The 26575-nt window shown below is 53.2% G+C and carries 17 protein-coding genes and 3 pseudogenes; 12 read left to right on the top strand and 8 right to left on the bottom strand.

From position 1 onward, the window contains the following. Nucleotides 1-21 precede the first annotated feature (21 nt). From GOB83_RS10005 to GOB83_RS10020, 3 genes are all read right to left on the bottom strand, one after another. Nucleotides 22-717: a LysR substrate-binding domain-containing protein gene (locus tag GOB83_RS10005; RefSeq protein WP_456304136.1), complete on the bottom strand. Its 696-nt coding sequence runs from the start codon at nt 715-717 to the stop codon at nt 22-24. 716 nt (nt 718-1433) lie between these two features. After that, nucleotides 1434-3836 carry a DGQHR domain-containing protein gene (locus GOB83_RS10015; RefSeq protein ID WP_165925952.1) on the bottom strand — a complete coding sequence of 801 codons (2403 nt, stop codon included), beginning with the start codon at nt 3834-3836 and terminating at the stop codon, nt 1434-1436. Between the two features lie 113 nt (nt 3837-3949). Beyond that, nucleotides 3950-4882 (bottom strand): DNA adenine methylase, encoded by a 933-nt coding sequence (locus GOB83_RS10020; protein ID WP_165925953.1) that lies wholly within the window; start codon nt 4880-4882, stop codon nt 3950-3952. Nucleotides 4883-5257: 375 nt separating this feature from the next. Here GOB83_RS10020 and GOB83_RS15185 point away from each other — a divergent pair. Beyond that, nucleotides 5258-5440 (top strand): annotated as a pseudogene (locus GOB83_RS15185) (DUF4172 domain-containing protein); the annotation flags it as partial. Nucleotides 5441-5530: 90 nt separating this feature from the next. Here the strand turns inward: GOB83_RS15185 and GOB83_RS10030 are convergent. Further along, nucleotides 5531-7267: an ATP-binding protein gene (locus tag GOB83_RS10030; RefSeq protein WP_165925954.1), complete on the bottom strand. Its 1737-nt coding sequence runs from the start codon at nt 7265-7267 to the stop codon at nt 5531-5533. Nucleotides 7268-7874: 607 nt separating this feature from the next. Continuing rightward, nucleotides 7875-8084, bottom strand: a pseudogene (locus GOB83_RS14970) (OB-fold nucleic acid binding domain-containing protein); the annotation flags it as partial. 65 nt (nt 8085-8149) lie between these two features. On the opposite strand from GOB83_RS14970, the pseudogene GOB83_RS10040 reads away from it, so the two are divergent. From GOB83_RS10040 to GOB83_RS10060, 5 genes and pseudogenes are all read left to right on the top strand, one after another. Then, nucleotides 8150-8536: pseudogene (locus GOB83_RS10040) on the top strand (transposase); the annotation flags it as partial. 155 nt (nt 8537-8691) lie between these two features. After that, nucleotides 8692-9348, top strand: a complete 657-nt coding sequence (locus GOB83_RS10045) for an MFS transporter (RefSeq protein ID WP_165925955.1) — start codon at nt 8692-8694, stop codon at nt 9346-9348. Between the two features lie 535 nt (nt 9349-9883). Next, complete coding sequence (locus GOB83_RS10050) at nt 9884-12268, top strand: TonB-dependent siderophore receptor (RefSeq protein WP_264802378.1); 2385 nt, start codon at nt 9884-9886, stop codon at nt 12266-12268. Between the two features lie 368 nt (nt 12269-12636). Next, nucleotides 12637-13419, top strand: a complete 783-nt coding sequence (locus GOB83_RS10055) for an AraC family transcriptional regulator (protein WP_086646422.1) — start codon at nt 12637-12639, stop codon at nt 13417-13419. Nucleotides 13420-13701: 282 nt separating this feature from the next. Further along, complete coding sequence (locus GOB83_RS10060; protein WP_165925956.1) at nt 13702-15921, top strand: TonB-dependent siderophore receptor; 2220 nt, start codon at nt 13702-13704, stop codon at nt 15919-15921. An 80-nt stretch (nt 15922-16001) separates the two neighbouring features. Here the strand turns inward: GOB83_RS10060 and GOB83_RS10065 are convergent, their stop codons facing one another. Beyond that, nucleotides 16002-16778, bottom strand: a complete 777-nt coding sequence (locus GOB83_RS10065) for an acid phosphatase (RefSeq protein ID WP_165925957.1) — start codon at nt 16776-16778, stop codon at nt 16002-16004. A gap of 221 nt (nt 16779-16999) precedes the next feature. Here GOB83_RS10065 and GOB83_RS10070 point away from each other — a divergent pair, with 221 nt between their 5' ends. From GOB83_RS10070 to GOB83_RS10080, 3 genes are all read left to right on the top strand, one after another. Beyond that, a complete protein-coding gene (locus GOB83_RS10070) occupies nt 17000-17800 on the top strand; it encodes a deaminated glutathione amidase (protein ID WP_095349787.1) in 801 nt (266 codons plus the stop codon). An 11-nt stretch (nt 17801-17811) separates the two neighbouring features. Continuing rightward, nucleotides 17812-20331: an excinuclease ABC subunit UvrA gene (locus tag GOB83_RS10075; RefSeq protein ID WP_165925958.1), complete on the top strand. Its 2520-nt coding sequence runs from the start codon at nt 17812-17814 to the stop codon at nt 20329-20331. Between the two features lie 275 nt (nt 20332-20606). Further along, a complete protein-coding gene (locus GOB83_RS10080; protein WP_165925959.1) occupies nt 20607-21803 on the top strand; it encodes an MFS transporter in 1197 nt (398 codons plus the stop codon). A gap of 91 nt (nt 21804-21894) precedes the next feature. On the opposite strand, the gene GOB83_RS10085 is transcribed toward GOB83_RS10080, so the two are convergent. Further along, complete coding sequence (locus GOB83_RS10085) at nt 21895-22851, bottom strand: GGDEF domain-containing protein (protein ID WP_165925960.1); 957 nt, start codon at nt 22849-22851, stop codon at nt 21895-21897. A 288-nt stretch (nt 22852-23139) separates the two neighbouring features. Here GOB83_RS10085 and GOB83_RS10090 point away from each other — a divergent pair, with 288 nt between their 5' ends. After that, complete coding sequence (locus GOB83_RS10090; RefSeq protein WP_165925961.1) at nt 23140-23283, top strand: hypothetical protein; 144 nt, start codon at nt 23140-23142, stop codon at nt 23281-23283. Between the two features lie 102 nt (nt 23284-23385). On the opposite strand, the gene GOB83_RS10095 is transcribed toward GOB83_RS10090, so the two are convergent. Next, nucleotides 23386-24003 (bottom strand): YceI family protein, encoded by a 618-nt coding sequence (locus GOB83_RS10095; protein WP_165925962.1) that lies wholly within the window; start codon nt 24001-24003, stop codon nt 23386-23388. A 197-nt stretch (nt 24004-24200) separates the two neighbouring features. Between GOB83_RS10095 and GOB83_RS10100 the strand changes: the two genes are divergently transcribed. Further along, nucleotides 24201-25565, top strand: coding sequence for a sensor histidine kinase (locus GOB83_RS10100; protein WP_095349792.1), 1365 nt, complete (start codon nt 24201-24203; stop codon nt 25563-25565). Nucleotides 25566-25572: 7 nt separating this feature from the next. Next, nucleotides 25573-26571 carry an NADH-quinone oxidoreductase subunit B family protein gene (locus tag GOB83_RS10105; protein ID WP_165925963.1) on the top strand — a complete coding sequence of 333 codons (999 nt, stop codon included), beginning with the start codon at nt 25573-25575 and terminating at the stop codon, nt 26569-26571. Nucleotides 26572-26575: the final 4 nt, after the last annotated feature.

Consider the following 26575-nt stretch of genomic DNA (forward strand, 5'->3'; position numbering starts at 1 on the left):
TGCCGCTTATGGTTGGACGTTTCATGGAGACGGATCGGGCGTTCCAGAAACAGCGTCATGCGCGGGTGGCTCGGGTGAAGTCGGCGGGATCAGGTCAGGGTAACGCTCCCTGAGCAGGGAGAGGAAGGAGGCGAGGGGACGGCTTGGGTTGCTTCGCAACCAGCAGGCAGCGAACCGCAACTCGCTCGGCGCGTTTTCGAACCGTAGCTCCCGGTAGACAATCCCCGGCAATGTCTCGCCTGTGCTGCTTTCACAATCGATCATGATCCCTCGGTCCTCACTGACAAAAGGCCGCAGAGACGCCAACGGGATATCATGCTCGATCAGGGTGGGATGATGACTGCTGCGGCCCAGACATGCACGAATGATCCGTGTCAGTTCCTGACCTGGATCCAGACTGCTGACCAGAAAACGCTCCTTTTTCAGCATCATCCATTCGAGCACCGCTTCGCCAGCAAGAGGGTGTTTCGCGGGTAAGACGGCAATGCATCGCTCTGGCCACAGCGGAAGAGACCTGCTGCTGTATGCTGAATTGGTCTCGGAAAAAGCAGGGGAGGCGGCAGATGCCATCCCCGATGCGGCCAGGCTGGTGCCGCTCATGGTCGGGCGTTTTATGGAGACAGATCGGGCCTTCCAGAAACGGCGGCGGGACAGAAAACCAGCACCTGTCGCGGGAACGACAGGCGTTTCCAGCGAACGGTAACGCAGATTTTGCACGCAGTGGCAGCGTCGTCAGTCTGTTTCCATTAACCGCTCCCGGTGCCGTAGTCGGGGAAGGACACGGACGATAAGAAGCCCCGTCGTCGTCAATGAGATAGAGGATATGGTGAGCCCGATGACGGTGGAGCCGTATCGGTGGGTCGAACTCACGACGTTCCGGCGCAAGCTGCTGAGGTGAGGCGATAAGGTCGAAGGCGTCCGCCAGTCCTGTATGGAAGGCCTCGGTTCGCTGTGGCTCGAATTCTTTGATACCCTACATGTAGATGCTGACGATGCTATCTTTGACGAGGCATGTCTTTGCTACAGGTCGGCATCCGTCGTCCTGCTATCCGCGCGCGCATCCTGCAGCAACTGCTTCATGCTCCTGGTCCCAACGCCGCTACGCAGACCAGCCGTGATGTGGCCCTGAACCCATCATGCGCCGCACGGGTCTCCTGATCATGCCAGATTAACTCGCGGACGTAGTCGCTCGCATTGCTGTAGCGTCCCGTCCTAGCTTGAGTCTTTGCCCGTTTCTTTATGGGGTCCGGCAGGGATACGTTCATAGTTGCCATGGATACCTTCGATCTCAACGATGACAATCTTTAGCAATCCCTTTCAACGAATTTGAGACTTGGTGCGGTCTTTCGCGTCTGGATAACATGCTGTGTGAGCGTACCTAGAGCAATTCCACTGAACTAAAGTTCAGTGGAATTGCTCTAATTCATTGTTTATCATGAATTTTCACTAGTTTGGATGTGTCCATTCAAATTGGCTCTGCTCTGGGAGGGATTTAAACCAAGGCAGTCATGAATTTTTGTCAATAGTTCGACGTCGCTTTTGTTCAATCCTTTTTCTTTTGTTCCTTCGTGAGCCCAGTTATTTCTCAGCGTGTTAAAAAACGAAATCCATTTTATCTTGTCGGCTTTGCTGTTAAAGCCGTGCCCGATATCTATTGAAAAATGCTGCTCGAAGGACAATGCGTTTGCAGTGCCTTCGGGTTTTTTTGACCAATATTTCTCGATAATCGTCTTGTAGTCTTTGATGAAAAACTGATCTGTCCATGGTATTTCGCGACGTCCAAGCCCGTCCTTATAATCTTTTTCCATCTGCTCCTTCGCGCGCATCTCGCACTCACGTTGGATCGTGCCAATCTCGATATCCCAATTTTCGCCAAACAGTGCTTTTAACTGTTTGATAATAAAACTCTTCATGTGTCGTTCAATCTGGGTTCCAAGATCCCGACCAGTGGTCTGGAGCGCCTTATCTTGTCTTTCTCGCCAATCCTGCAATTCAGGCGGATCGTAATCAGCGAAGTTTTTGTTAATATATGCTTGGAAAAACCGTAACCAAGTTACCTCAGCACCGCTGCCAAGCTTTCCACTTAATATTTCAGCATCCTCTGGTATCATTGATTTCAATGCATTGAAAAGAACCAGCAGATACTTCCCAATAGCGTCTATCCGTTGCTCGGTGGTAGATTTAATCGAAATAGAGTTTTGTTTGACTTCAAATGCATGGAGATCGCCGATAAGTGATATAAAAGCGAAGCTGCCTCGGTTTGATAAAATGTAGGTGCCTAGTACTTCTTGATCTTGTGCAAACGATTCTTCCGCCATTACGTAACTGGCGTTGATAAAGCTTACCGTTCGACTCCTCGCCTTCATCATCTCGTCATTATGATCAACATTTGTGGTGTCATATAGCGATGGGGTGGCCGTTCCCTCGATAAATTTGTTGCCTTTTGCCACGGGTAACAACTTGCACTTGATAAGTGCGTCCGCGAATGGTTTAGCCTGAAGCATCGATCGGTCTTCGCCAAGAGAGATCTTGCCATAAAGGGGGCCGGATGCGTCTCCGCTAAGCGCTCGAATTACGGATGAGCGAAGGGCCTTTAGTCGTGAATCCAGACGATTAGAATTCCAGTATAAATCTTCTTCTAGGGTAATTCGCAAAGTGGGGGTAACTGCCTTCTGATTCTCGTTAATCTGCATGAATAACTCAAGCTGATCGCCAGGCTCGAGGTTTTTGAAGGCGACGACCGGTATCGTGTTGTTCGCTTTGTATTTCGAGTTCGCATACCCGTAAATCCGATGCTGCCCATCAATAATATAAGCAATCGCAAATGCATTCGGAATTTTTAATATGCCAGTTCTAGAAACAGAATCCTTTGAACGAGGTTGGCCTTGAAAATCGAGTTTTGTCTCGCGTTCGTTAAAATTTAGAATCGCTGAATTTGGAAAGAAACCTCCTCCATCGATGAATTTAGTGATTCCTTTTAGACGAGATGGGAGGAGAAGACGCTGGTAGGTAGGCATCTCAGACTCGTTGGCGCGAGTACGGTGCAGGACAAAACCTATCTTCAGAAGTAATTCAGGTTCTAAAGAAAACATATAATATGTTTTCCCGCCCATCGTACCTTCAATAGCTGGGACCTCTATTTTCGTTTTATTGATGTTTTGCCCTTTCATTATCAAGCCCATAAATTGATAATGAGCAGCATCCCGATAAGACTTGAGAAGACTTTCTATATAATCGAATGTATTGTCGTTGTAGTAGAATCCACCAGATTCCATTAGTCTTACTATGTCGGCCGAATCTCTACTTAGTCTCAGATTTCTAGTCGCAAATATGTATTTTATGCGCCTGCCAGGACCAAATATTTGATCAATTGCTTTCCGATAACCATCGAGACGGAAGCGTAGCGCTTCGAATTCGGTTTTGTAGGAGGGAGCTCTGGCGGGAGTTTTGCTCGACTTACATTCGACGAGCAACACGCTGTCGTCGTCGATCGCAACGACGTCGATCTGTTTCTTGTCGGATGGATTAGATCCAAAAGGCAGACAAAAATTTTCGTCCACATTGAGCATGCGATAGCCGAGACGATAAAGTTGGCACCAGATGTCGTCTTCAAATTGGACGTTGTGGCTCTTTGATTTTCGAAGGTGCGTCTTCGTTTTTAAGGGTTTTCCATATTCTTCCCAGCCTTCTTCGAGCAAGTCTTCGACTAGACTGTGTTCTACACTACGGGAATGAAATTTGGATAACCTTGCCTTATAGAGCTTGCCAAGTTGGGACTTGTCTTTGCTCATCTTTTCACGAAGTAAGGCTGCCTCAGCAGGATCGATAAACGGCACTGCGTCCTCCAAATTCTCAATGTCGGCTGTAAGCTATATTAGAAAATGAATGTTGATTTGGTGTCATTAAGAAGCCATCTCTTGTTGGGATCGGCCTACTTGAGTGGGTGACTTCAATTGACAATCTTCTCGCTGATCAAAGGTCTACTTAATGTCTGATAATTGCTTGCTTCTGGTGCAGACCTACAAGAGACAGTTGCGTTGTCGATGTGTGCGTCCAGCCATGTTTGGATTACGAGTTCCTCCGTTTGGCTACGGTGTGCTTTGCTTGCGGCTAGCACACTAGCGCGTCCGACGACCTGCTGCCGACCCACGCCATCATATATTTCACGGATTGAGGAATGGTTGGCATTCGTTACTAGTACTCGGGCTCCACGCGCTGCAGCACGGACAACGGCATCCCGCAAGCGTAATTGGTCCGACCATGAGAAGATTTTGTCATTATATTTAACGAAACCGTTTAGATTGTGCTTTACAGTGTAAGGTGGATCGACGAACACGAAGTCGCCATCCTCTGCTTTATTCAGTGTCACCTCAAAATCCTGCTGTAAAATCTCAACGCCTGATAGGAGGCGGCTTGTCCCGACAAAGTCATCGTTCGGTAGTAGGACGCTAGTCTTAGTGCCGATAGGCACGTTAAACTCATTCTTGCGATTGACTCGATAGAGGCCATTCCAACATGTCCGGTTCAGGTAAATGAACCATGCCGCGCGTTCGACTGGATCATTAGGCTTTACTGCTCGGGTATCGTAATAATATGCCTTGTCATGTAGCCGATGATATTCTGTTAGGCGTTCGATGATGTCTTCCGGGGTATCGCAGACGGCACGGTAACAGTTGATAAGGTCTGGATTAAGATCCGATAAGACCGCTTCGGCGGGCCGGAGTGCAAAAAACATCGCCCCGCTTCCGAGGAATGGTTCAATATAACGATTATAAGTCTGCGGCGTCAGGTGGAGACAACGGTCTGCAAACCAGCGTTTTCCACCAGCCCATTTCAGGAAGGGTGCCAACGTTGGTATCTGCTGAGGTTTAGAACCGCTCACTTAACTCTTCCTCCTGGTCGCGAGCCGATGCCCATGACCAACTTTTGCTTCCCATTTCATCTGTCACCGCGTCTTTTCCAAACTCAGAAACAATCTTGTGACGTCTAGGATATCGAAATGGCGACTTTTGTAACAGCCCTGATGATGCCGCAGGGCAACGAATTTCGTCCTCATATCGTTAAGCTTTCATTAGTCGACGTTATATCATTCGTGAGACATGATGCTGGAATCGCTAATTTGAAGGAAGCTTAGCCTTTCTCACTTGTGCTGGCATTAAACGTGATGAAAATGAATTATTTGCCGAATCTCATGCTGATATAATTTTGTAGCTTGCGGCGATTAGGCGCCATATTCTCCGCAAGGGGTGCAGGGAATATGGCGCGATACGTTTTTTATCACCATGAAGACTGGCTCGGCTTCCAGTGGGACAAGGACACCATTTCCCATGAACTGGCCGCGGTGCGTCACCGGCAGGGGTAGATTCTGGGCCGAATGGAGAGCCTCGGTTTCGATTTCAGGTCGGAAGCCGTGCTCCAGACCCTAACCGAAGATGTCATCAATCCAACCCATCAAACCCCGAAACTAAACACGTAAACTAATTTCGTCAGTAGGCTATAGCGGCGCTCCCTGAAACATCCTTGTCTAGTTCTACCAGTTGATCGCTTGCTTAATCATGCTCTGAATCCCTAAATTTCTGAGTTTAAGAGCGATGGTAGAAGACTGATCGATCGCTCCCTTTCGATGCAAGGCATCGTTGTATACTACTCCTAGTAGAAAGCATGCTTCCGGGACGGAAATACCTATAGATTCGGCAAAGTTGAGTTTGTTTGCAGTGCCATTATACTCGATTAGAAACTTCTGTCGCTCCGGTTGCGTCTGGATTTTAGAGTAAGTGCATTGCTCGATTTCCACTCGGACATAGGCACATACTGCGAAAGGATCGTAACATCCGCTGCCAGAAACACACTTGTCCCATTCTTCTTTCAAAAAGGCGTAGAAGTTATGACTTTTGCCGTGCTTCTTCGGTAATCCATATTGAGTGTTGAATATATCTGAGATGTCATAGTTGTCGGGATGGTAATGAAGGAAGTATCTCGATAATTCTTGTGCCCAACATGTATCATTCCGGTGTGTGATTACTTTTCGCATAGTTTCACTAATTTTCTGGGTTGTGTCTCCCAGGTATATGGTCTGCTGGCGCTTAAGTGCGTAGCCTTTGAAATACAGTGGATCTAGGTGGGTTAGGAGGCAAACGTAAATCTGCCTACTCTCCTCCCGATACGTATCGATTAATTTGCTTATGAAGTATTGAGCAACAACGATGTTCGCATCATCAAGATAATCGAAGACTTCATCGATCAGCAGAATGCAGGGTTTAGTGCTAGTTGTCTCCCGCGTTAGTAGCAAATTGCAACCGAAGTAAAGAAGATCGCGTTGCCCATTTGAGAGCGACGAGGCATCAGGAAAATTGACTAGGACGCGACCTTTGGTCTCTTTTATTTCGGCAGTTACCCAAGCTCCATTAATGTCTCTGATGAAATCTTTCAAAGATTGCAGACGCCGGGAATACGCGGCGTATTGTAACCATTTCTTCAGGTTCGGCCTGTCGGATTGGCTTAAGTCCATCAGTATGTAGCATATGATGGCGCAATCAAGCCAAGAAGAGCTCCCTTGCCCGTGTTTCATCACCACATCAAAGACGGCCTTGAAATGTGGCAGTTCATTAAATTTCTGAGCGTATTCGGCTGCGACTTTGTTGCTAATTGACGCTTTTGTTCCGCACAGACTCTTTATCGTTTCGATCATTTCTTCGAACAAGTCAGATGATTTTTTTTGCTTGATCTTGTCTATAGAGGCGATGACGCCAAGCAATTCACTTCTGAGAAGCTCGTCGTCGTACTGGGTAGATATGTTAGGGACAACTTTGGAATTTATTCCGAATAACGGCTTGTATTTATTTATATTAAAATTCAACTTCTCTTTTTTAAGAGATGGACCAAGGTCAAGTGATGGAATTTCTAAGTAAGGTTTTGCTACTGTGAAGCCATTTATTTTTGGAAGTTTAGCTTTTGGTTCAATGTTCGACTTAATTACATGAATATCAAATTCATTTGATATTTCATTCAGGTTTGGATCAGCATTCAGGGTTTTTCCACCGTATTCAATGGAAAGGCGTGATACCGCCGTGTTTTTTTTCTTGTGTTTGTCTTTTTCGTCAATATTGAGTTTGTTGCCCTTGGCGCAGTTGAAAGCCGTAGAAATGCTGCTTTTGCCGAAGCCATTCGGTGCAACAAGTATGTTAGCGCAATTTGGGCGAATATTAACCGTCAAAGTTACCTTTTCAAAACCACGAATATTTTCGATGTGAATTTTTGAGATAGTCACACGTCGCCCTACGAATCATTAGCTATTGCAATGATTTAAACTTAAGGCGCACTTCCGTGCTTAGGCAAGTGACAGGCATGTTACCTTTGTTCCCTGAAGCAGGCTATCGAAAGCTTTCTCATTTGCGACAACTTAGAGCGCGTTTACTGAATTCTGGATCATTTGGGTTACACCTGAAGAGAATTGTGTTTCACCGTTTTCATTGGCGGAGACCGTGGATGGCATGCGTGCAACGATATTCCGCTTTGGATGGGCGTTCAGATGCAGAGGCCGTGTAGTCCTGTGAGCGGACTTTTCCTCGACCGAACGTTACCGCTTCAGCGGAAATAAGCCGATATTTTCTTGATTTAAAGTGTTAAATCTCTGGTGTTGTGTAATTATATTGCCACCTGAAGTGAATGTGGGTATCGGTGTCTGCGTGCCCCCGCAACCACGCATATCCGTCTGAACAGACACGACAAACCCGCCCAATCAGGCGGGTTTTTTTGTGGCCGAAGCACTGCGCAGGATGCGTATAGGATGCAAATGGGAGTGAAACTCCAGCGTAGTTATGGGCTCATAACGAGGGTTTTCACGATAGCGTGAGCTTTATCGGCGGCCTTATTGATCAGTGGAAATTGCGCGATCTGACGACGAGACGTTCACTGCCTAAGTCTATGTCGACTGTGGTGTCTGCGGAGGATCGGTTCCCGACATCGGCCAGCAATCCGGAAAGGTCCGTGATCTCTTTCGCGACCAGATGCACGACCTCGCCCTCCTTCTGCAGCATGCCTTTCACGGCCAGCATCTGCCCGCCCAGCACCACACGCCGGTTGGCGGGCTTTGTTGCAGAAATACTGGCAAGGGATTCCCTGTTTGAAACCAGTTTGTTAGCTGTGAGTGATGAGCAAGCCGAAGCGCACACGCTACCGAACGACGAACTGGTCCTCCTACAACGCAGCACTGAAGAAGCGTGGGTGTCTGACGGTGTGGTTTGACCCGTCCATGAATTGGGAAGGTCTTCCGACGGGGCGCCGCGGTCGTCAGCGGAGTTACAGCGATGCTGCGATCCAGGCCTGTCTGACGCTGAAGGTTCTGTTTGGTTTTGCCCTGCGACAGACGACGGGCTTTGTCGAAAGCCTCCTGCGCCTGGCGGGGCTGGCATGGTCTGTGCCGGATTTCAGCACGCTGAGTCGTCGGCAGAAAGCCCTGACGGTCGATATCTCCTATCGCAGTTCAGACGGTCCGCTTCATCTTCTGATCGACAGCACGCGATTTCGACCGTCAGGTCACCGAAGTTCATGTCCGGATCGCCGTCCTCAATCGCTTCACAGCCCTCGGAATCCCCCTCACGCACCCTGTCGCGTCAGAAAACCCCTCAAAGATTGCAGCACGCCCAATCGCTGGAATTGTGCAACAGAGCCGTTTGAAGCCTTACAGCTCCAATGTTTTTTTATACCCATGAAAACAGAGAGGTTTTTCCGGTCAGCCTTCAGGAGTTACGCCCCGGCCTTTTGAATGCGCTCAGAAGGGGAGAAATATGGTGTGGCATTGTTCTGACCATGACGTATGAAATGAGTGGCCGGTTAGTGCAGGGTTTGACTGGTCCTTTTTTGATTGATCAGGGTATTCCGCTCAATACTGTTGGAGTTTTTAACGGTATGGGCGGTGTTGTTGCTGGTCTATGCGGCACAGTTGTTGGCGGTATTGTGGTGCGCAAAACCGGTGCAAAAAATGGCATGTATCTTATTGCCATCTGTCAGGCCGCTTTACTTGCTGTGATTTTTTCCTCGATTAAGCTTCAGTTCCTGCACATATCCATTCTATTCGCCCTCTTTGTGTGTGAGGCAGTCCTTATGGCGGCCAGTTTTGTTGCCAGTTATTCTCGACTAATGGCGTTTACGGCTCCTCATCAACCCGGAATAGATTTTACATTATTTCAAAGTGCAAGCGCCATTGCGGCAGCCTCTCTTGGAGCGACTGGTGCCTTTGTGGCTGGCAGGACAGGATACGAGACAGTTTTTCTAATTTCGGTTGTGTTATCTCTAGCTGCACTGTGTCTCATTCTTTTTGTAAATTCTTTTCAGAAGAAATGTTTATGAAAGTATTTATAATATAATTTTAGGAGTAGCATTCAATATTTCGTAATGCATATTTTAAATCCGGATTATTTGTTCAAATAATAAGATATTTATTCCCCAAGCGGGCATAAGAATTTTGGCCAATTGTATTGGGAATGATAAGGATCATGAAGGAGGCGCCTAATTGCGACATATTCTCATTTGTGCGGAGCGCGTTTATCCGTAGTGTTCTGGTGCTCCTGAAAGCATGGATATGAACAGTTTCCAGATAAAATAAGTGTATACAGCTTTATATGGACCATGCCTGTTAGGGGCACAGTCTCACTAAAGGCCAGTGCAGAACACCTACAGAAGTCCGCTCAGAATACGGGGATTATCTGGCCGGACAATACCTTTTTGTCTGTGGGAATACGGCCGGGTTCCCTCGATCTGGTATCTCAATCACAAGAAATATGAATAAATTGTAATATATTGTCGCTTTGGGTGAGGGCGGGAGTCTGCTAGACGCGCCGCTTATGAGAATGACTCGCATTAACCTCTTTGGTAGGACCTTGATGTGACACTCCGTCCCGTAACATCTTTCCGCGTAACCGCTCTTTTGGCTTCGACATTCCTCTCTCTGGGGGGAGCATTGTCTGCACAGGCAGCAGACGCGGCGTATAATAAGAATAACAAGACAACTTCAGACGAAGTGTTGGAAAAAAAAGCGGACGCCCCTAAAACCCCAGCGGTAAAGGCGAATAAAAACCAGAAGACCATCGTCAATGTCGCTTCCAAGGCGGACGAGAGTATTCTGGTTAAAGCCCACAGGTGGGACCGCGGCAGTTACACGGCATCGGAAACAAGCGCATCAACCGGTTTACCGCTAAGCCTGCGAGAAACACCACAGACCGTTACCGTCATGACCCGGCAGGTCATGGATGATCAGCAGATCAATAGCCTTGATGATGTTCTGAACACGACCCCCGGTGTTACCTCTTACGCCAACGATAATGCCGGTCGCACAACCTACCGCGCACGTGGCTTTGATATTACCAACTACAAGATTGATGGCATGCAGATTGATGCCTCAACCAGTTTTGGTGGTGTGGGTTCATCCATGAACATGGACCTGTACGACAACGTGCAGATTGTCCGTGGTGCCAATGGTCTGCTGGGCGGGACGGGGGATCCATCCGCAACAATTTATCTGCAACGCAAGGCACCGCAGCGCGAATTTTCCGCCAATGGCCTGTTAAGGCTGGGGAACTGGAACGAGCACCGCGTTATGGCGGACTTGAATGCGCCATTAAACCACTCGGGCACCATCCGTAGCCGGTATGTTTTTTCGTGGGATGATACGGATACTTTTCGTGTGCGTGAACACGTTAACCGTATTGGTGCGCTGGCAAACTTTACGGCGGACATATCCTCACGCGATACCCTTAATTTTGGCTTCCAGTATGAACGAACCCAAAATGATGGCGCATCCTGGGGGACAAACGTGCCAATCTGGTATGCTGATGGGACAAAAACAAACCTCTCCCGTAGCACAAACCCTGCGGCAGACTGGAGCCAGGCCACCCGCGACCAGTACACCGCTTTTATTAACTATGATCATGATTTCTCAGCCGGTTGGCACCTGAAGGCTGGGTACATGCGTACGCAGGGGAGTTCCTATAACAACCTTGGCGTTGCAAAAATTAACAATGCAACACGGAAAACCTACGGTGGTTTCTGGAATCAGGACGGCACAGGCGCTTATCTGAATGCTCTTCATGCCGAGTATGAAGATGCACGCGACAATGCTGATGTGCATGTCTCTGGTCCGGTGCATTTTCTGGGGCATGAGCACCAGCTTGTGTTCGGCTTTAATGGTTATAATGACGAGCTGACGCAATATACATTCAGCAATGCTTTGGGGAACTGCTCCATTGCCGGGGTTACGCCGTATTCAGGGTGCCAGTACCGTGCGACCGGGTTGCCCATTGCGAACTGGCAGACATGGGATGGCTCTTACCCCAACTTTGTAACGCATCGTACCCACGCGCGTGAGGTTGATGTTACGCGCAATTATGGTGCCTATACATCCGGGCGTTTTGTGCTGGCCAAGGGGCTGTCGCTTATTCTGGGTGGGCGTATCAGCAGTTATCAGGCTTATACGGGCACTTATAACAAGGCAAACCAGTATTCCGGTTCTTCCAGCACAGGGCAGCAGAATGCAGTGCTAACGCCTTATGCCGGTATGGTTTATGATTTTACCAAAACCATGTCGATTTATGGAAGCTACACAAACGTTTATACGCCTCAGTCAAACCTGCGGGATTCTGATAACAAACCTCTCAACCCGGTCATGGGCAAGAGCTATGAAACGGGTTTGAAAGGGGCATTCTTCAAACAGCGCCTGAATACATCTCTGGCTTTTTATCTTAACCGGCAAAGCAACGTAGCACAGGCAACTGGTGCCACAAACGTTACCACGGGTGAGGCCATTTACGATTCAGTCAACGGCGTGAAAACGGAAGGGATCGACTTTGATGCCTCCGGCGAGCTGCTGCCCGGCTGGAATGTCTTTTTTGGGTATAGCTATCTTTACGAAAAAGGCCTGAGCTATCGTCAGGACCCGCATCACCTTGTGCGTTTGACAACGAGCTACACATTCCCCGGAAAACTGCATCATCTTACCATTGGTGGGGGTGTATCCAGCCAGTCCAGCACGGAATGGACAACCAACCCGGGGCGTCCTCTTGGGGGTGGCAAGTATGATGCATCCAACCTTCGGGTTAAAGGGTATACGCTTATCAATATCATGGCCCGCTACCGTGTTGCGAACTGGCTGGATATTGCAGGCAACATTACAAATCTTACCGATCGCACCTATGTCCGGCAGGCAGGGTTTTACGATGGCATGATTTATGGTGAACCCCGTACGTTCAGTTTTACTCTACGCGGTCATTACTAAGCCTGAATGCAGGTATTGACCCAGCCAGTGTGCGATGCGCGCTGGCTGGGGTATTCTCAGTTTTGAACCTGCAATGCCCGCATGCGTGGCAGCACCAGAATTTGGGAACGAGGGGTGCCAGACCTTGTGACCGCTAAAAATAATGGACAAATGTTTTTTGTGGCATGAAAGCCGGACGAGAAAGCCCCATAATACGGGATGAAGTTTGTGCCGTCGGCATTGGAGCGGGGGAAGGCGTATTGCCACGCATTGTGGCCTAACAGAACAGACTTGATATTTTGGCCAAAAATCTGAAATAATGCGGCCTGATCAAGCCTGAAGGCAGTCCATTGGGTGGTTTTGTAAAAAATGGACTGGATTATAGCGTCATGAAACGAACTGCCGATTTCCCGCGGCATCCGCCTCCCGTTGTCGGGTTTTCCGATTGTTATACAGGTGGGTTTGTGGATGCGTTCCATGCCCATGAACGGGGGCAGCTCTCGGTTTTTCTGGCCGGGAGCGTAACCGTTAATACACGCAATGAGAGCTTTGTGCTTGGGCCGGGGCAGGCAATCTGGCTACCGGCCAACGTTGTACATCAGGCAACATGCAGGACCGATCTGGCTTTTCAGGTTGTATATGTCGCGCCCAGCCTGATCGGGGCGGATACGTTGCCATGCAAGATGTTCGATGCCTCCTCGCTCGTGCGCGGGCTGGTGGACGAAATTGTTGCCATGACATTTAATTTTGACATGGATGAACGCATGTCCGCCATTGCCCGGCTGTTAGTGGATGAAGTTGCCCGCGCGCCGCGTATTGCAGACAGGTTTCTTTTTCCATCAGACCCTCGTCTGCGCCGTGTTTGCGAAGCCATTACCGCCCAGCCGGGGGACTGCCGCGATATTGATTACTGGGCGCGGGAAGCCGGCATGGCACGGCGCACGTTTACCCGCCTATTCCAGCAGGAAATGGGTATGGGCTTTGCTGCATGGCGGCGCAGGGTCCGGGTAGTGGAGGCAGCCTCCCGGCTTGCTACAGGGCAATCCATTGCGGAGGTCGCGTTTGACCTTGGTTATGATAATGCCGGTAGCTTCAGCACCATGTTTCATCGCACGTTTGGCGTAGCTCCCAGCACATTGCGGGTTAATTCCCTGCCAACACCTCGCTCGTAAAAGCGAGCGCTCTACGCAGTCCTGCGCCCATTGTGGCGCTGCGCTTTTTCCCTTCCCACCACAATAAATCATATCCGTGCGTCATGTTGGGCCTGCTTGCCGGGTATCGGGCAGGCGGGTTTTGGCGTTCAGGCGGAATAGTGTCGCGTTTGGGCCAATGGCACGGGGTGCTGCTTGCTGACTTTTATGAATATGGATAGGAGCGCAATTAAGTCTCATTATTAATAAGAATACCGACAGCTGCCCTCTGTAAGGAGAAGCCGGTAACGAAACGAGTTGGGTATGAAGCGCAGCAAACTTTTTTATACGGTTTTCATCTCGTTTGCTCTGAGTGACGCCGCGTTCGCAGCAGAGCAGGATGCGCAGACGGATAATCGCCCGCAGTCACAAACCCTCACACCTGCACACACCGCAGCCAAGCCAGCCAAAGCCCGCATTGCGCAGGATGAACTGGTGGAGGTCCGTGGCCACGGCCGGTCTTCCGTCATGGCGTCTTCTGCAACCAAAACAAACACACCGCTGGTTGAAACCGCACAATCCGTGACCGTGATCACGCGGGATGAAATGGACACACGCGGTGTTTTAACGCTCAATCAGGCGGTGCGTTATGCTGCGGGGATAACGGCTGATACCCGCGGCGGGGAGGGCACGCGGTATGATCTGTTTGACCTGCGCGGCTTTACCGTCCCCACGTTTTTGGATGGACTGAAACTGCAGGACAGCCCAATGGGTTTTGCCATTGCCCAGACCGATACATCGCGGCTGGAGCGGGTGGAACTGCTTAAAGGCCCGGCTTCTGCACTGTATGGCCAGTCCAGCCCCGGGGGGCTTACGGCATTGTCCAGCAAGCTGCCAACGGACCAGAAGTTTTACGGTAGTGTTAATACAACAGGGGGCATGTTCGACCTTTACCGTGTTGATGCCGATGTCGGCGGGTTTGCAACGGATGATGGTCTTGTGCGCTACCGGTTGTATGGCACGGTCAATGGGCAGCATACCCAGCTTGCCAGAACGGGGAGCAGACGCTTTAGCATCAGCCCGGCCTTTACGTTTGGGGGGGATGGGCCAACAACCCTGACCCTGCTGGGGAATTACCAGTATGACCCCGAAAATGGATCCTATGGCGGCGCGCCACTTGTGGGGTCGCTCAAACGCGGCACATTTGGCTATCTCCCCCGCAATTTTTATGATGGGGACGCAGCTTTTGAAAAATACAACCGCAGGCAGGGTGGGATTACCTATATCCTGAACCATCGGTTTAATGAGGACTGGAGCTTTAGCACGCGCGGCCGTTACGATGATATTATGACAACGTATCGCAGTGTGCTCAATTCAGGCGATTACGATAGTGCTGACATGACAAGTGGCACCATGCTTGGCCGTTCCTCCTACGGAGCGCATGAGCATAACCGGAATCTGGCATTTGATAGCCAGTTCAAGGGGAATGTTCACACTGGCGCATTGCGGCATACGCTGATGGTTGGCTTGGATTATATGCAGCAGAAATCCCTGGATAATGAAAGTTCGGGCACTGCACCGGACATGGATGTGCTGCACCCTGATTATAATATGGCCATCCCCGACATGAGCCCCTCCGTCGGGTACCGGGTGGATTCACAGCAGATTGGTGTTTACGCGCAGGACGAAATCCGCTGGCGCCGTTTTATTCTAACCGGCAGCCTGCGGAATGACTGGTTCCATGCCCACCGGATTACCTATATTACGCCCGCGGATGACAGGCAGAGCTCCAGCCAGATTACGTGGCGTGCTTCTGGCCTTTATCATTTCGACTTCGGGCTTTCTCCCTATATCAGCTACTCCACCTCCTTTCAGCCGCAAGTGGGGAATGTTGCAACATCTGTCAGCGGGGTGACGCGTCAGGCGTCTCCCTCCATAGGCAAGCAGCTGGAGGGCGGGTTAAAATACCAGCTTCCCGGCAGTTCTCTTTTGCTAAGCGTTGCAGGGTTCCATATTGAGCAGAGCAATGTCCTTGTCGCCATTCCCCCAGCCATGGAGAGCTACACCCAGAGCGGGCTGGTGCATTCGGATGGTTTTGAATTTGAAGCTCACGCAGAACCCTTCCGCAATCTGATGCTGACTGCAGCGGTCAGTGTTCAAAAAATCAAGGATGATTCAACCGGTAAGCCCTTAACCCAGTCTTCCAGAGGGAATGCCTCGCTGTTTGCATTCTACACCATGCCTTCAGGGCGGTTGAAAGGGTTCGGCTTTGGGGGCGGGATGCGCTACACGGCCAAAACATATGGCGGTGAACTGGAAAATGGGAGTGTATGGCTGCCACAATACGCCCTGTTTGATGCGGCCGTGTCGTATGACCTGTCCAATGCTTCCCCCTCTCTGCATGGGTGGAAGATCTCGGCCAATGTCCGCAACCTGTTTGACAAGAATTATATTGGCAACTGCTATGCCGATGGTGGTGTTGGTGGCTATTGCTTCTTTGGGGAGCGCCGCAACGCACAGGCCAGCATAGGGTATAGCTGGTAAAATCCAGCCTGTGGGGCCGCCTCTTTGCTGCCCCATAGGCTACGGTTTTCAGCCCCGCGCTGTGGGGCAGGCGTGTGAGGTTAGTATGCGTTTGTTGCGGCCTCATGCTCAATGGCGCAGGTTGCGGCATCGGGCGCGCCAGGGTGGGTTTGCAACTGCTCCAGCTCGTTACGGATTGCTGCGACCTGTTGTGTAAACCACGGTTGTGCCTGCAATGCGGCAAACATGGTGCTTCCGTTTATGTAGCCGGCCTGCACATCGCTTTTCCAGTGCACGCCGCAAACAATGCGGCTTTCCCCAAAAACCCGGCCACGCTGCATAATCTGGCTGGCGCGCTCAGGCAGGGCACTTGCCAGAATGGAGGCCACCATCCATCCCCATGTTGTATGGCCGGAGGGATAGGCAAAACTGCTGGTCAGTCTTGTTCGCGCATCGGGGGTGCAGATATCCTGCGTGGTGCCAACAAATGGCCGTGCCCTGTGCCAGAAGTTTTTTTCTTCGGTAACGCGTTGTTCAAGTGGTTTGGCCAGTGCGTTCAATAGGGTTAGCAGGGCTGGCAGCCTGTCGGGGATAAGCGCAAACCCTGCGGCGCAGGAAAAATCGCGTATGATGTGTTGCGGGCTCAGGTCGGCATCATCATGAGCCAGTTGCCAGCGCGGACTACCCCGGAGTGCGCGTGTGGCTTCAAAAGCCTGCCTGTCTGCTTCCTGCGCCAGTGAGCCTGTAGTGGGTGGTGGGGGCAGCACGGCCCGTCCATCCGGCAGCGGGGCGGGCTGTGCCCACGTTATCTGCACCAACCCTCCGTGCAGGAGCGCACAGGCTGTTACAGTGCAAAGGGCAAAAGCACGCAGGCGCATGGGGCAGGCCTTTTGTTGGCATGGGCAGAAATACTTCCAATACGCCAAACAGCACCGGGCAAAGTGTGATGATTTGATGATGAATAGCCGGGCAGGGATGATCAGGCAGTCAGGTGTCGGGGGTTTGATTTTGCGCCTGATCGGTTATGCTTTTACCCAAGCTGATGCGCTGGTGTGCGTGCCTGCGTCTGCCGCTGGTTTGGCCCCTAAGGATTCCTCGGATGAAAATCGCTCTAGGACAATTTGCCGTTGCACCGGAATGGCGCGTCAATCTTGATCAATGCGTATCCCTGATCGAGCGGGCTGCGGCGGAAGGGGCCGGGCTGCTTATTCTGCCAGAGAGTATTATCGCGGCAGATATGCACGACCCCGGCATTACCGTACGCACGGCGCAAATGCTGGATGGGCCATTTGTCAGCGGGCTGGTTAACGCGCTGGCTGGTAAGGCGCTGAGCGTTATCTGCTGCATTGCCACTCCCGCCGTACCTGCGCTGACCCATAACTGCCAGATTGTGCTTGATGCGACCGGGGTGGTGGCCTGCTACCGCAAGCTGCACTTGTATGATGCTTTTAACATGAAGGAATCAAACGACTATGTGCCCGGCACGGAACTCCCCCCCATTGTGCAGGTGGGGGATATACGTGTGGGGTTGATGACCTGTTACGATGTGCGCTTCCCCGAGGTCGCACGCTCCCTTGTGGTGCGTGGTGCGGATCTGCTGAGCGTGCCAGCCGCATGGGTGCGCGGCCCCGGCAAGGAATGGCACTGGGAAGTTATGGTAACGGCCCGTGCGCTGGAGAACACCTGCTACGTAGCCGCCGTGGGCGAGTGCGGCCCCCGCAACATAGGGTGCAGCATGCTGGTGGACCCTATGGGGGTTGCCGTGGCCCGCGCGGGGAGTGGCCCGGACCTGCTCTTTGCCAATGTGGACAAGGAGCGTATGCGCGCAACCCGTGAGGTTCTGCCCGTGCTGGCCAACCGCCGGTTCAAGGATCCGGAGCTCAGGGCACCACAGGAATAAGGTAATCCCCTATGCACAGCAGGCACCCAGTGGAAGAAGCAGGCCGGGAGGCAGATAACGGGTTTGTGCATGTGCGTGGGGCGCGTGAACATAACCTGAAAAATATTAGCCTGAGCATCCCGCGGGACAGTCTGGTCGTGTTTACGGGGCTTTCGGGTTCGGGCAAGTCCTCGCTGGCATTTGGCACGTTGTACGCAGAGGCCCAGCGCCGTTATCTGGAATCTGTCTCGCCCTATGCCCGGCGGCTGTTCCAGCAGATGCCTGTTCCCGATGTGGACGGGGTGGATGGGCTGCCTCCGGCCATAGCACTCCAGCAACAGCGCGGAGGGAGTTCGGGCCGTTCGTCCGTGGGCAGTATTACAACACTCTCCAACCTGCTGCGCATGCTGTACTCGCGGGCGGGGGATTATCCTCCGGGGTTGGCTCGGCTGGAGGCGGAATCCTTCTCCCCCAATACGCCTATGGGGGCCTGCAAACGCTGCCACGGGCTGGGCCGTATTCATGATGTTACGGAGGAGAGCATGGTGCCAGACCCATCACGCACACTCCGTGAGCGGGCTGTGGCATCGTGGCCGAGTGCATGGCAGGGGCAGAACCTGCGGGATATTCTGATCACCAGAGGTATTGATGTTGATATTCCCTGGCGCGACCTGCCAAAAAAAACGCGCGAGTGGATACTTTTTACCGATGAAACCCCAACATACCCGGTCTATCCCGGCCTGACCCACGCGCAGGTGGTGCAGGCCATGGCGCAGGGTGTGGAGCCAGCATACCAAGGTACATTTACCGGGGCGCGGCGATATATTCTGCAAACATTTGCCAAGTCGCAAAGTGCCATGATGCGCCGCCGGGTCGAGGCATTCATGACCACCACACTCTGCCCGGCCTGCCACGGCCAGCGGCTTAATGCCGATGCCCTGCGTGTAACATTTGGCGGGCACACAATAGCTGCCATGACCGCCTTGCCGCTGGAAACAATAGCCGCAACGCTTCGCACGACTATTGGCGCAAAGCCCGCAGCAGATGCAACGGCCATTGCCGCGGAGCGGATTGTGCAGGACATGGCCGCCCGGATTGGTGTGCTCGAAGAGTTGGGGCTCGGCTACCTGCAAATGGATCGGGGCGTGCAGACCCTCTCACCCGGGGAATACCAGCGCCTGCGGCTTGGCACGCAGATTCATTCCAACCTGTTTGGAGTGGTCTATGTGCTGGATGAACCATCAGCCGGGTTGCACCCGGCGGACACACAGGCCCTGCTTACCGCACTGGAGCGCTTGCGCCGCGCAGGGAACTCGCTTTTTCTGGTTGAGCATAATCTGGATATTATCCGCCATGCGCAATGGGTGGTGGATGTAGGGCCGCAGGCGGGCACACGGGGGGGAGAGATACTGTATTCCGGCCCCCTTGCCGGGTTGGAAGATATTGCTGCGTCCCATACCCGCCATTACGTGTTCGCCCCCTCCGCCCGAGTGGCCTACACGCCCAGAACGCCACAGGCGTGGCTGCGGCTGGATGGTCTGACGTGGCATAATCTGGATAATCTTTCCGCGGCTTTTCCTCTTGGCACGCTGGTTGCGGTTACGGGGGTGTCGGGTTCGGGTAAATCCTCCCTGGTCAGTCAGGTGTTAACCAGCATTGTCGCCCGCGCGCTGGGGCAAACCCCGGTGGAGGAGGAGGAAGAGGACCCCATTGTAGCCTCTAACCCCATGGGGGAGCCGCAGGGCCATATTGTGGAGGGGCTGGAGCATATCAGGCGTCTGGTGGTCATTGACCAAAAACCCATAGGGCGCACGCCCCGCTCCAACCTTGCGACCTATACGGGTCTGTTTGACATGATCCGTAAACTCTATGCCAGAACGGAATTGGCACAAAAGCGGGGGTATGATGCGGGGTACTTCTCCTTCAACCTGCCCAAGGGGCGTTGCCCAACCTGTGAAGGGGCCGGGGCAACCATGGTGGAGCTGCTGTTTCTGCCCAGTGTGTACGCGCCATGCCCCACATGCCATGGAGCGCGTTACAAACCGCAGGTGCTTGAGGTTACTTACCGTGGCCGTTCCATTGCCGACCTTCTGGCCATGACGGTGGATGAAGCCTGCCTGTTCCTGGCCGAAGATGCGGGTCCGGCACAGATTTTGGCCACACTGCAACGTGGCGGGCTGGGGCACCTTACTCTGGGGCAGCCTGCAACCGAGCTTTCCGGTGGGGAGGCACAGCGGATCAAGCTGGCAACGGAGTTGCAGAAACAGCGGCGTGGCCACACGCTTTATGTGCTGGACGAGCCCACAACCGGCCTGCACCCGTTTGATGCAGACAGGCTGATGGAACATCTGCATGAGCTGGTGCAGGCCGGTAATACCGTTCTGGTGGCCGAGCACGATATGCGGCTTGTTGCAAGGAGCGACTGGGTTATTGACTTGGGCCCGGGAGCAGGCAGCCGGGGAGGGCGCATTGTGGCGCAGGGTGTGCCGTATGACGTGGCACACACACAAGGCAGCACAACAGGCCCGTTTTTGGCCCGTTATACCGGGTAAGGCTCTGGCCGGTGCGGGGGGTACCCGGAGGCGCACGGCCGGGTGGGGTGCCGGAGTATAGTGTGCAGGCGTGGTTGGTATGGTCTGCTGCCCATGGTTAACGTAGGCAAAATCGGGGCTGGCATGACAGTTTTATAAGATTTCGGAATATAAGAAATAAAGCCAACTCCCTTCGTTTATACAGCATTTAGGTGTTTCGCTTTGGTGCAGGAAGTGCCAGAAGGGCGCCGCACACACGGTATAAATCCGTATTTCTGTCTTTAAAACAGGTTGTCATGCTTTTTAAACATCTTCCTCCCGGAGCCAGTATCGGGCTTTGGGCGCTGTTTGCCTGCACCTTTACGGCGCTGACCAGCGAGGTCGCACCCGTTGGCATACTGATAGAAATGGCCGGGACCTTCCATATACAGGAAGGTCAGGCCGGGCTGGCCGTGAGTGCTTTTGCGCTTATGGTGGCCCTTGGTGCCGTGCCCCTGACCATTATGACCGCACATATCGACCGTAAGCGGCTTATGCTTGTTTCTCTCTCGGGCTATGTGGTGTCCAATCTGGTGGTAGCCATGGCTCCCACCTTTGTTGTGCTATGCGCAGGCCGCTGTATTGGCGGGCTGGCCCATGCGCTGCTTATGTCCATTGTCTCGGCTTACGCGGCCCGGCTTGTGCCTGCGGGAATGACCGGGCGGGCTATTTCGTTCGTGTATGGCGGTACATCGCTCGGGGCTATTCTGGGGGTGCCGGGGACCGCGGCTGTCGGGCATCTGGCCAGCTGGCGCGTGGCTATGTACATCATGACCGGCATTGCCGTTGTGCTCACGCTCTGCATTGCGTTTTTTCTGCCACCCGTCTCGTCTGCCGTGCATGTCAAGGAGAGCCTGCCCAGCATTGTCTCGCGCAAGGTCATGCGCACGTTTCTGGTTGTGGTTCTGGTGGATGCGGTCTTCTTTTTCGCACACAATCTGCTGTACACGTATGTCACGCCGCTCCTGCTTGAGCATGGGCTGTCCAGTGGTGTGCTCAGTATTGCTCTGCTGCTTACCGGAGGGCTGAGTATTCTGGGCCTATGGGGTGCAGGTCAGATTGTGGACCGCCGACCGGCTGCAGGTATGCTGGCCAGCGGTATGGCCATGCTTGTGGGCATGGGTCTTCTGTATGGGCATATCCTGTCGGGCTGGATGTCTGTCGCGGCGGTGGGCCTGTGGTGTATTGGTTATTCCGCCATTATTCCGTTTGTTATGTCCGGCGCAATCCGGGCCCGTGCCACCCGGGCGGATGTGGCCGGTGCTGCCATTAACGCCGCAAGCAATGCCGGTATTCTGCTCGGTTCTGCCGCAGGGGGTATGGTGCTGACACAGGCAGGCTTTGCGGTGCTGACACCTCTGGCCCTTGCGGTTGCACTGTGTGGTATTCTGATCGCGTTTTTCAGCACTTCCGCATTCCCGCACGTGCTGCATCCCGCAGAGCATGAGGAATAAAAGGCTAGTGCTCCTGCCTGCATGGAGCAGTCGGGCTGGTCAGGCGTAGGAGCGTGCCCACTATGTGGCCGGGCGCTGGGGCCGGAGCACCTTAAGGTGCAGGGGGCTTGATGGTGACAAGGGGCTTTTGGGAGCGCTTTCTGGCAGGAATTTTCTTTTTGGTGCTGTACATGGACTGGTCGGCATGGACCATAATGGCAGCAAGGTCCTTGCCGTCCTCGGGGTAAAGCCCGCCGCCAATGCTACCCGACAGGGAGAGTTTGAGCGTATCAACCGTTACCGGGCGACGCAGGGCAGCCAGCAGTTTGTTGCTGACCGTATCCAGCATAGTCCTGCTCTCAATGCCGGGGAGTAGAATACCAAATTCATCCCCGCCCATACGCACGACATAGTCGCTTTTACGCACGCTTTTGCGCAGCCTGCGGGCCATGCTCCGCAACACATTATCCCCGGTGGCATGGCCATATGTGTCATTGATCGGTTTGAACTGGTCCAGATCAATCATGAGGAAGCCTATGGCCTGCGCGGGGTCGTCTTCTATTTCCTCATTCCAGCGTTCCATCAGGCCGCGCCGGTTGCCAACGCCGGTCAGTTCATCTGTAAAGGCATCTTTCTGGAGTGCACGGTATTTGCGCTTGATGTCTGAAATATCGCGGAAAATACCAATCGCTATGCCCTGCTTATGGAACATGAGCGCATAGTGCTGCACAATGCGTATTCTGCCATCTGCGCCTTTAAGGTCGAGCACCAGTTCTGGCAGTTCACTTGTGTCTTCCCGATCCGCCCGGCTTTTGGCATGCCGGACCTGAGCACGGAGCTGTTCCTGCTGCTTGGGGTCCACGCAGCTGGTGTCGATCAGTGCGGACATGGTGGTAATCTTGTCGTCCGCAATATGGCGGAAGGCCGGGTTGCGCAGGAGAATCTGGCTATCGGACAGGCGTACAACGACTGTCCCGATCGGAACTTTCCTGAAAAGTGTTTGCCCCAGAGGCGCCAGATCAGGAAGGGTAGAAAAATCAAACTGACCAGACAGGGGATCGGCGTTCATAGATGGGTATTATCCTGTGCAGCGGTACCGGGCTGGTCTGGCGCCTTGGTAAACGGGGCGCTCAGTCAAAAGTTCAGCCAAAACGAGCATACGGGTTTAATAAAGCCTGTTCAGGCCACAACCATAGTGCCCGAGTGTGAGTTGGCCATGCTTCGACCCTAAATACACCATAGACAATGATATATATCAATCATTCTGTATTATTTACGTTTGGCAGATAAGGCAGGTATGTAAGCCCCGCTGGATTCCATGGTCGACTAAAGGGAGAACTCAGGGGCTGAACAGGCCGTGAGTGGTAATAATAAATCCAAGATTTTTTCTGGATTTTCAATGAATTATGTGCGGGAAATATTGTGTGTTGAATTGATGGCTCAGCAGGGAATGGGCTTATTTGTTGTGTGGATGATGATTATTCAGTTGGGTTGCGCCTAACATTATTGTGCTTAGGGGGTAGCCACAAAGGGCATGCGCGCCACATGGCTGCCACTACATTCTAAAAAAGCAGGGTTGCCATGTGGTGCGCAGGCGGGACGGTTAATTCTGCTTTTCGAACGCACCGGAAATGCGCAGGGTTACGGAATCACTGACATAAGGCACATAGGTCTTGATGCCGAAGTCGCTGCGGTTGAAGGTGCTTGTGGCGTCAAATCCGGTCGTATATTTTTTGTCCATCGGGTTAATGCCAGCCCCTACAAAATGCACATTCAGGGTAATCGGCTTTGTAACGCCATGCAGGGTCAGGTTGCCGTGGATTGTCGCATCATTCTGGCCAAGCATTTTAATGCTGGTCGAAACAAAGGTCGCATTCGGGAACTTTGTCGCATCAAACCACTGCGGGCCTTTCAATTCATCAGTCAGCTGGGAGCTGGTTGTCTGAACGGATGCAACCGGAATGGTCACGGATAATCTGGAAGATGCGGGGGACTGGGCATTCAGCTCCAGTGTGCCCGATGCGTTGGAAAACGCACCGTAGTAGTTGGTAAATCCAAAATGCAGGACGGAAAACCCGATCTGGGTATGGCCGGCTTCCACCGCATAGGTGCCAGACTGGACCTGAGACGCTTTGGTAATGGTCTGGGCGGATACGGGGCTGAAGGTGCTGAAGGCAATGATGGCCGAAGCCGCCGAAAATAAAAGAGAAGCGCGGTTCATGCTGGGGAATGCTCCAAAGCGTAAGGTCAGGATAGACGTGTCCAGATATGAATAGCAGGGCACACGTGAATTAATGAATAACAATAATATAAATGCTCTGGTTATGTTTTTTGTTTCGTTTTCTGTGGGTAGGCGGCGCTTGGGCCTGTGTTATAATCCCCGCCACGTTCACGTATGAATTAAGGGGAGGGCCGTCAATGCTGACCGGAAAGGCCCCACAGCCCGAGCCTGTTAACGCCTCCGCCGAGGGCGAGCAGATATGGCTGAACGTCATAGGTAAAATGGAAGAAACCTGGGGCCAGCTTATTGGCCAGCAGGTGGAGCTGGAGCGTAAAAATGCCGCTTTGGAAGAAGCGCACGCATTTATGGCCAGCGTGTTTGAATCCATGTCCGATGTGCTGGTGGCGTGCGATACGGCACTGCGCATCGTGCGCACGAATACGGCTGCGGAAAAACTGTTTGCACCTGAAGGGCAAAGCATTGTCGGCGTGCGGCTGGAGGACCTGATAGCCCCCTCATCTGGCTTGAAAGCCGAGGATGTTGCAAGCAGCATGACCCGGCGGCAGGGGCTGGAGGACAGGGAGTTCCAGTTCTCCACCACATCGGGTGCGCTACCTTTTGCCGTTAATGGCACGCTGTTATACGACCGGCGGCAACGCCTTTCCGGCATTGTGCTGCTTGGTCGGCCCTTGGGGGAGGTCAGGCGCGCTTATTCCGAGCTGGATCAGGCGCACCGTAACCTCAAGGCTGCCCATGTGCAGCTGGTACAGGCCGAAAAAATGGCATCCCTTGGGCGGCTGGTTGCCGGGGTTGCGCATGAGCTGAATAACCCGATCTCGTTCGTGTATGGCAATGCCTATACGCTCAAACGCTTTGTTCCCCGGCTGGTCGCGTATCTGGAGCACATTCACGCCCAGCCCGGCGCAGCCCTGTTTGCGCAGGAGCGGCAGGCATTGCGGGTGGATATGGTTGTCTCCGAACTGGGGGGTACGCTGGACGGTATTGTGGAAGGTGCCGAGCGCGTGCGTGATATTGTGGCCGACCTGCGCCGCTTTTCATCAGACCGGCGGAGTGCTGGGGCTGTGTTCGACATGGCAGGCGTTGTGCGTACGGGGCTGGAATGGGTGCTTGCCAGCGCGGACCGTATTGTGGAAACCCGCATGGATGTGGAAGAGCCGCTGGAGGTTGAAGGCCATGCAGGGCGCATGCAGCAGGTTGTCATGAATCTGGTGCAGAATGCGCTCGATGCCATGGAAGATGTGCCCCACCCTGTGCTGTGCGTGACAGCAAAGCGGGATGGCGTGCGCGTGCGCGTGCAGATTGCCGATAACGGGAGCGGTATCCCCCCCGATGTGGCGGGCCATATATTTGATCCGTTTTTTACAACCAAGCCTGTCGGCAAGGGAACGGGGTTAGGGCTTGCCATCTGCTATGGCACTGTATCCGACCATGGGGGGCAGTTTACGGTGCGTAACGGGGCGCAGGGTGGTGCGGTTGTGGCGTTTGACCTGCCCGCATTTGCCCCGGATGGCGGGCCAGCCGTGTTACCGGAAGAAGGGTAGGGAGAGCATGGCTTTTACTGTTCTGTGGCTTCAGTCCGGTGGGTGCGGCGGGTGCAGCATGTCGCTCCTGTGCGCTGAAACCCCGGACCTTGTGGCCCAGCTACGCGGTGCGGGTGTGGAGTTTTTGTGGCATCCCAGCCTGTCAGAGCAAAGCGGTGCGGAGGTCAAGGCTCTGCTGGCAGACATTCTGGCTGGCCGAGTGCGGATGGATGCCCTGTGTCTGGAAGGGGCCGTGCTGCGTGGGCCGGAAGGCACGGGCCGTTACCATGTTATGGGGGGCACGGACCTGCCCATGATGGAATGGGTCCGCCAGTTGGCCGCAGTTGCGCGTTACGTTGTGGCTGTGGGCAGTTGTTCGGCTTATGGCGGTATGGCTGCGGCATCCCCCAATATTCTGGATGCCTGTGGGTTGCAGTATGAAGGTGTGCATCCTGGTGGGGCACTGGGGGCGGATTTTCGGGCGCAATCCGGTTTGCCGGTTGTGAATATCGCAGGCTGCCCGACGCATCCGGGCTGGGTGATTGAGACACTGGCCCTGCTGGCACAGGAAAACCTGCACGCGGAGGATATGGACGCAGTCGGTCGCCCCCGCCTGTATGCTGACCAGCTTGTGCATCAGGGCTGCACGCGGAATGAGTATTACGAATACAAGGCCAGTGCGCGCCAGCCCGCCCAGTTGGGCTGCATGATGGAATATATGGGGTGTGTCGGCACACAGGCCCATGCGGACTGCAACAACCGCCTGTGGAACGGGGAAGGCTCCTGCACACGAGGAGGCTATGCCTGCATTAACTGCACAGCCCCCGAGTTTGAGGAACCGGGCCACCCCTTTGCTCAAACGCCGCGTATAGCCGGTATTCCTGTTGGCTTGCCAACCGATATGCCAAAGGCATGGTTCGTTGCGCTCTCCACGCTGGCAAAGGCGGCAACGCCGGAGCGTGTTGCCCGCAATGCGGTGAGCGATCATCTGCTTGTGCCGCCAAGCAGCACGGGGGCGGAGGGGTAGGCGC

The organism is Acetobacter fabarum, assembly GCF_011516925.1.
GTDB lineage: Bacteria > Pseudomonadota > Alphaproteobacteria > Acetobacterales > Acetobacteraceae > Acetobacter > Acetobacter fabarum.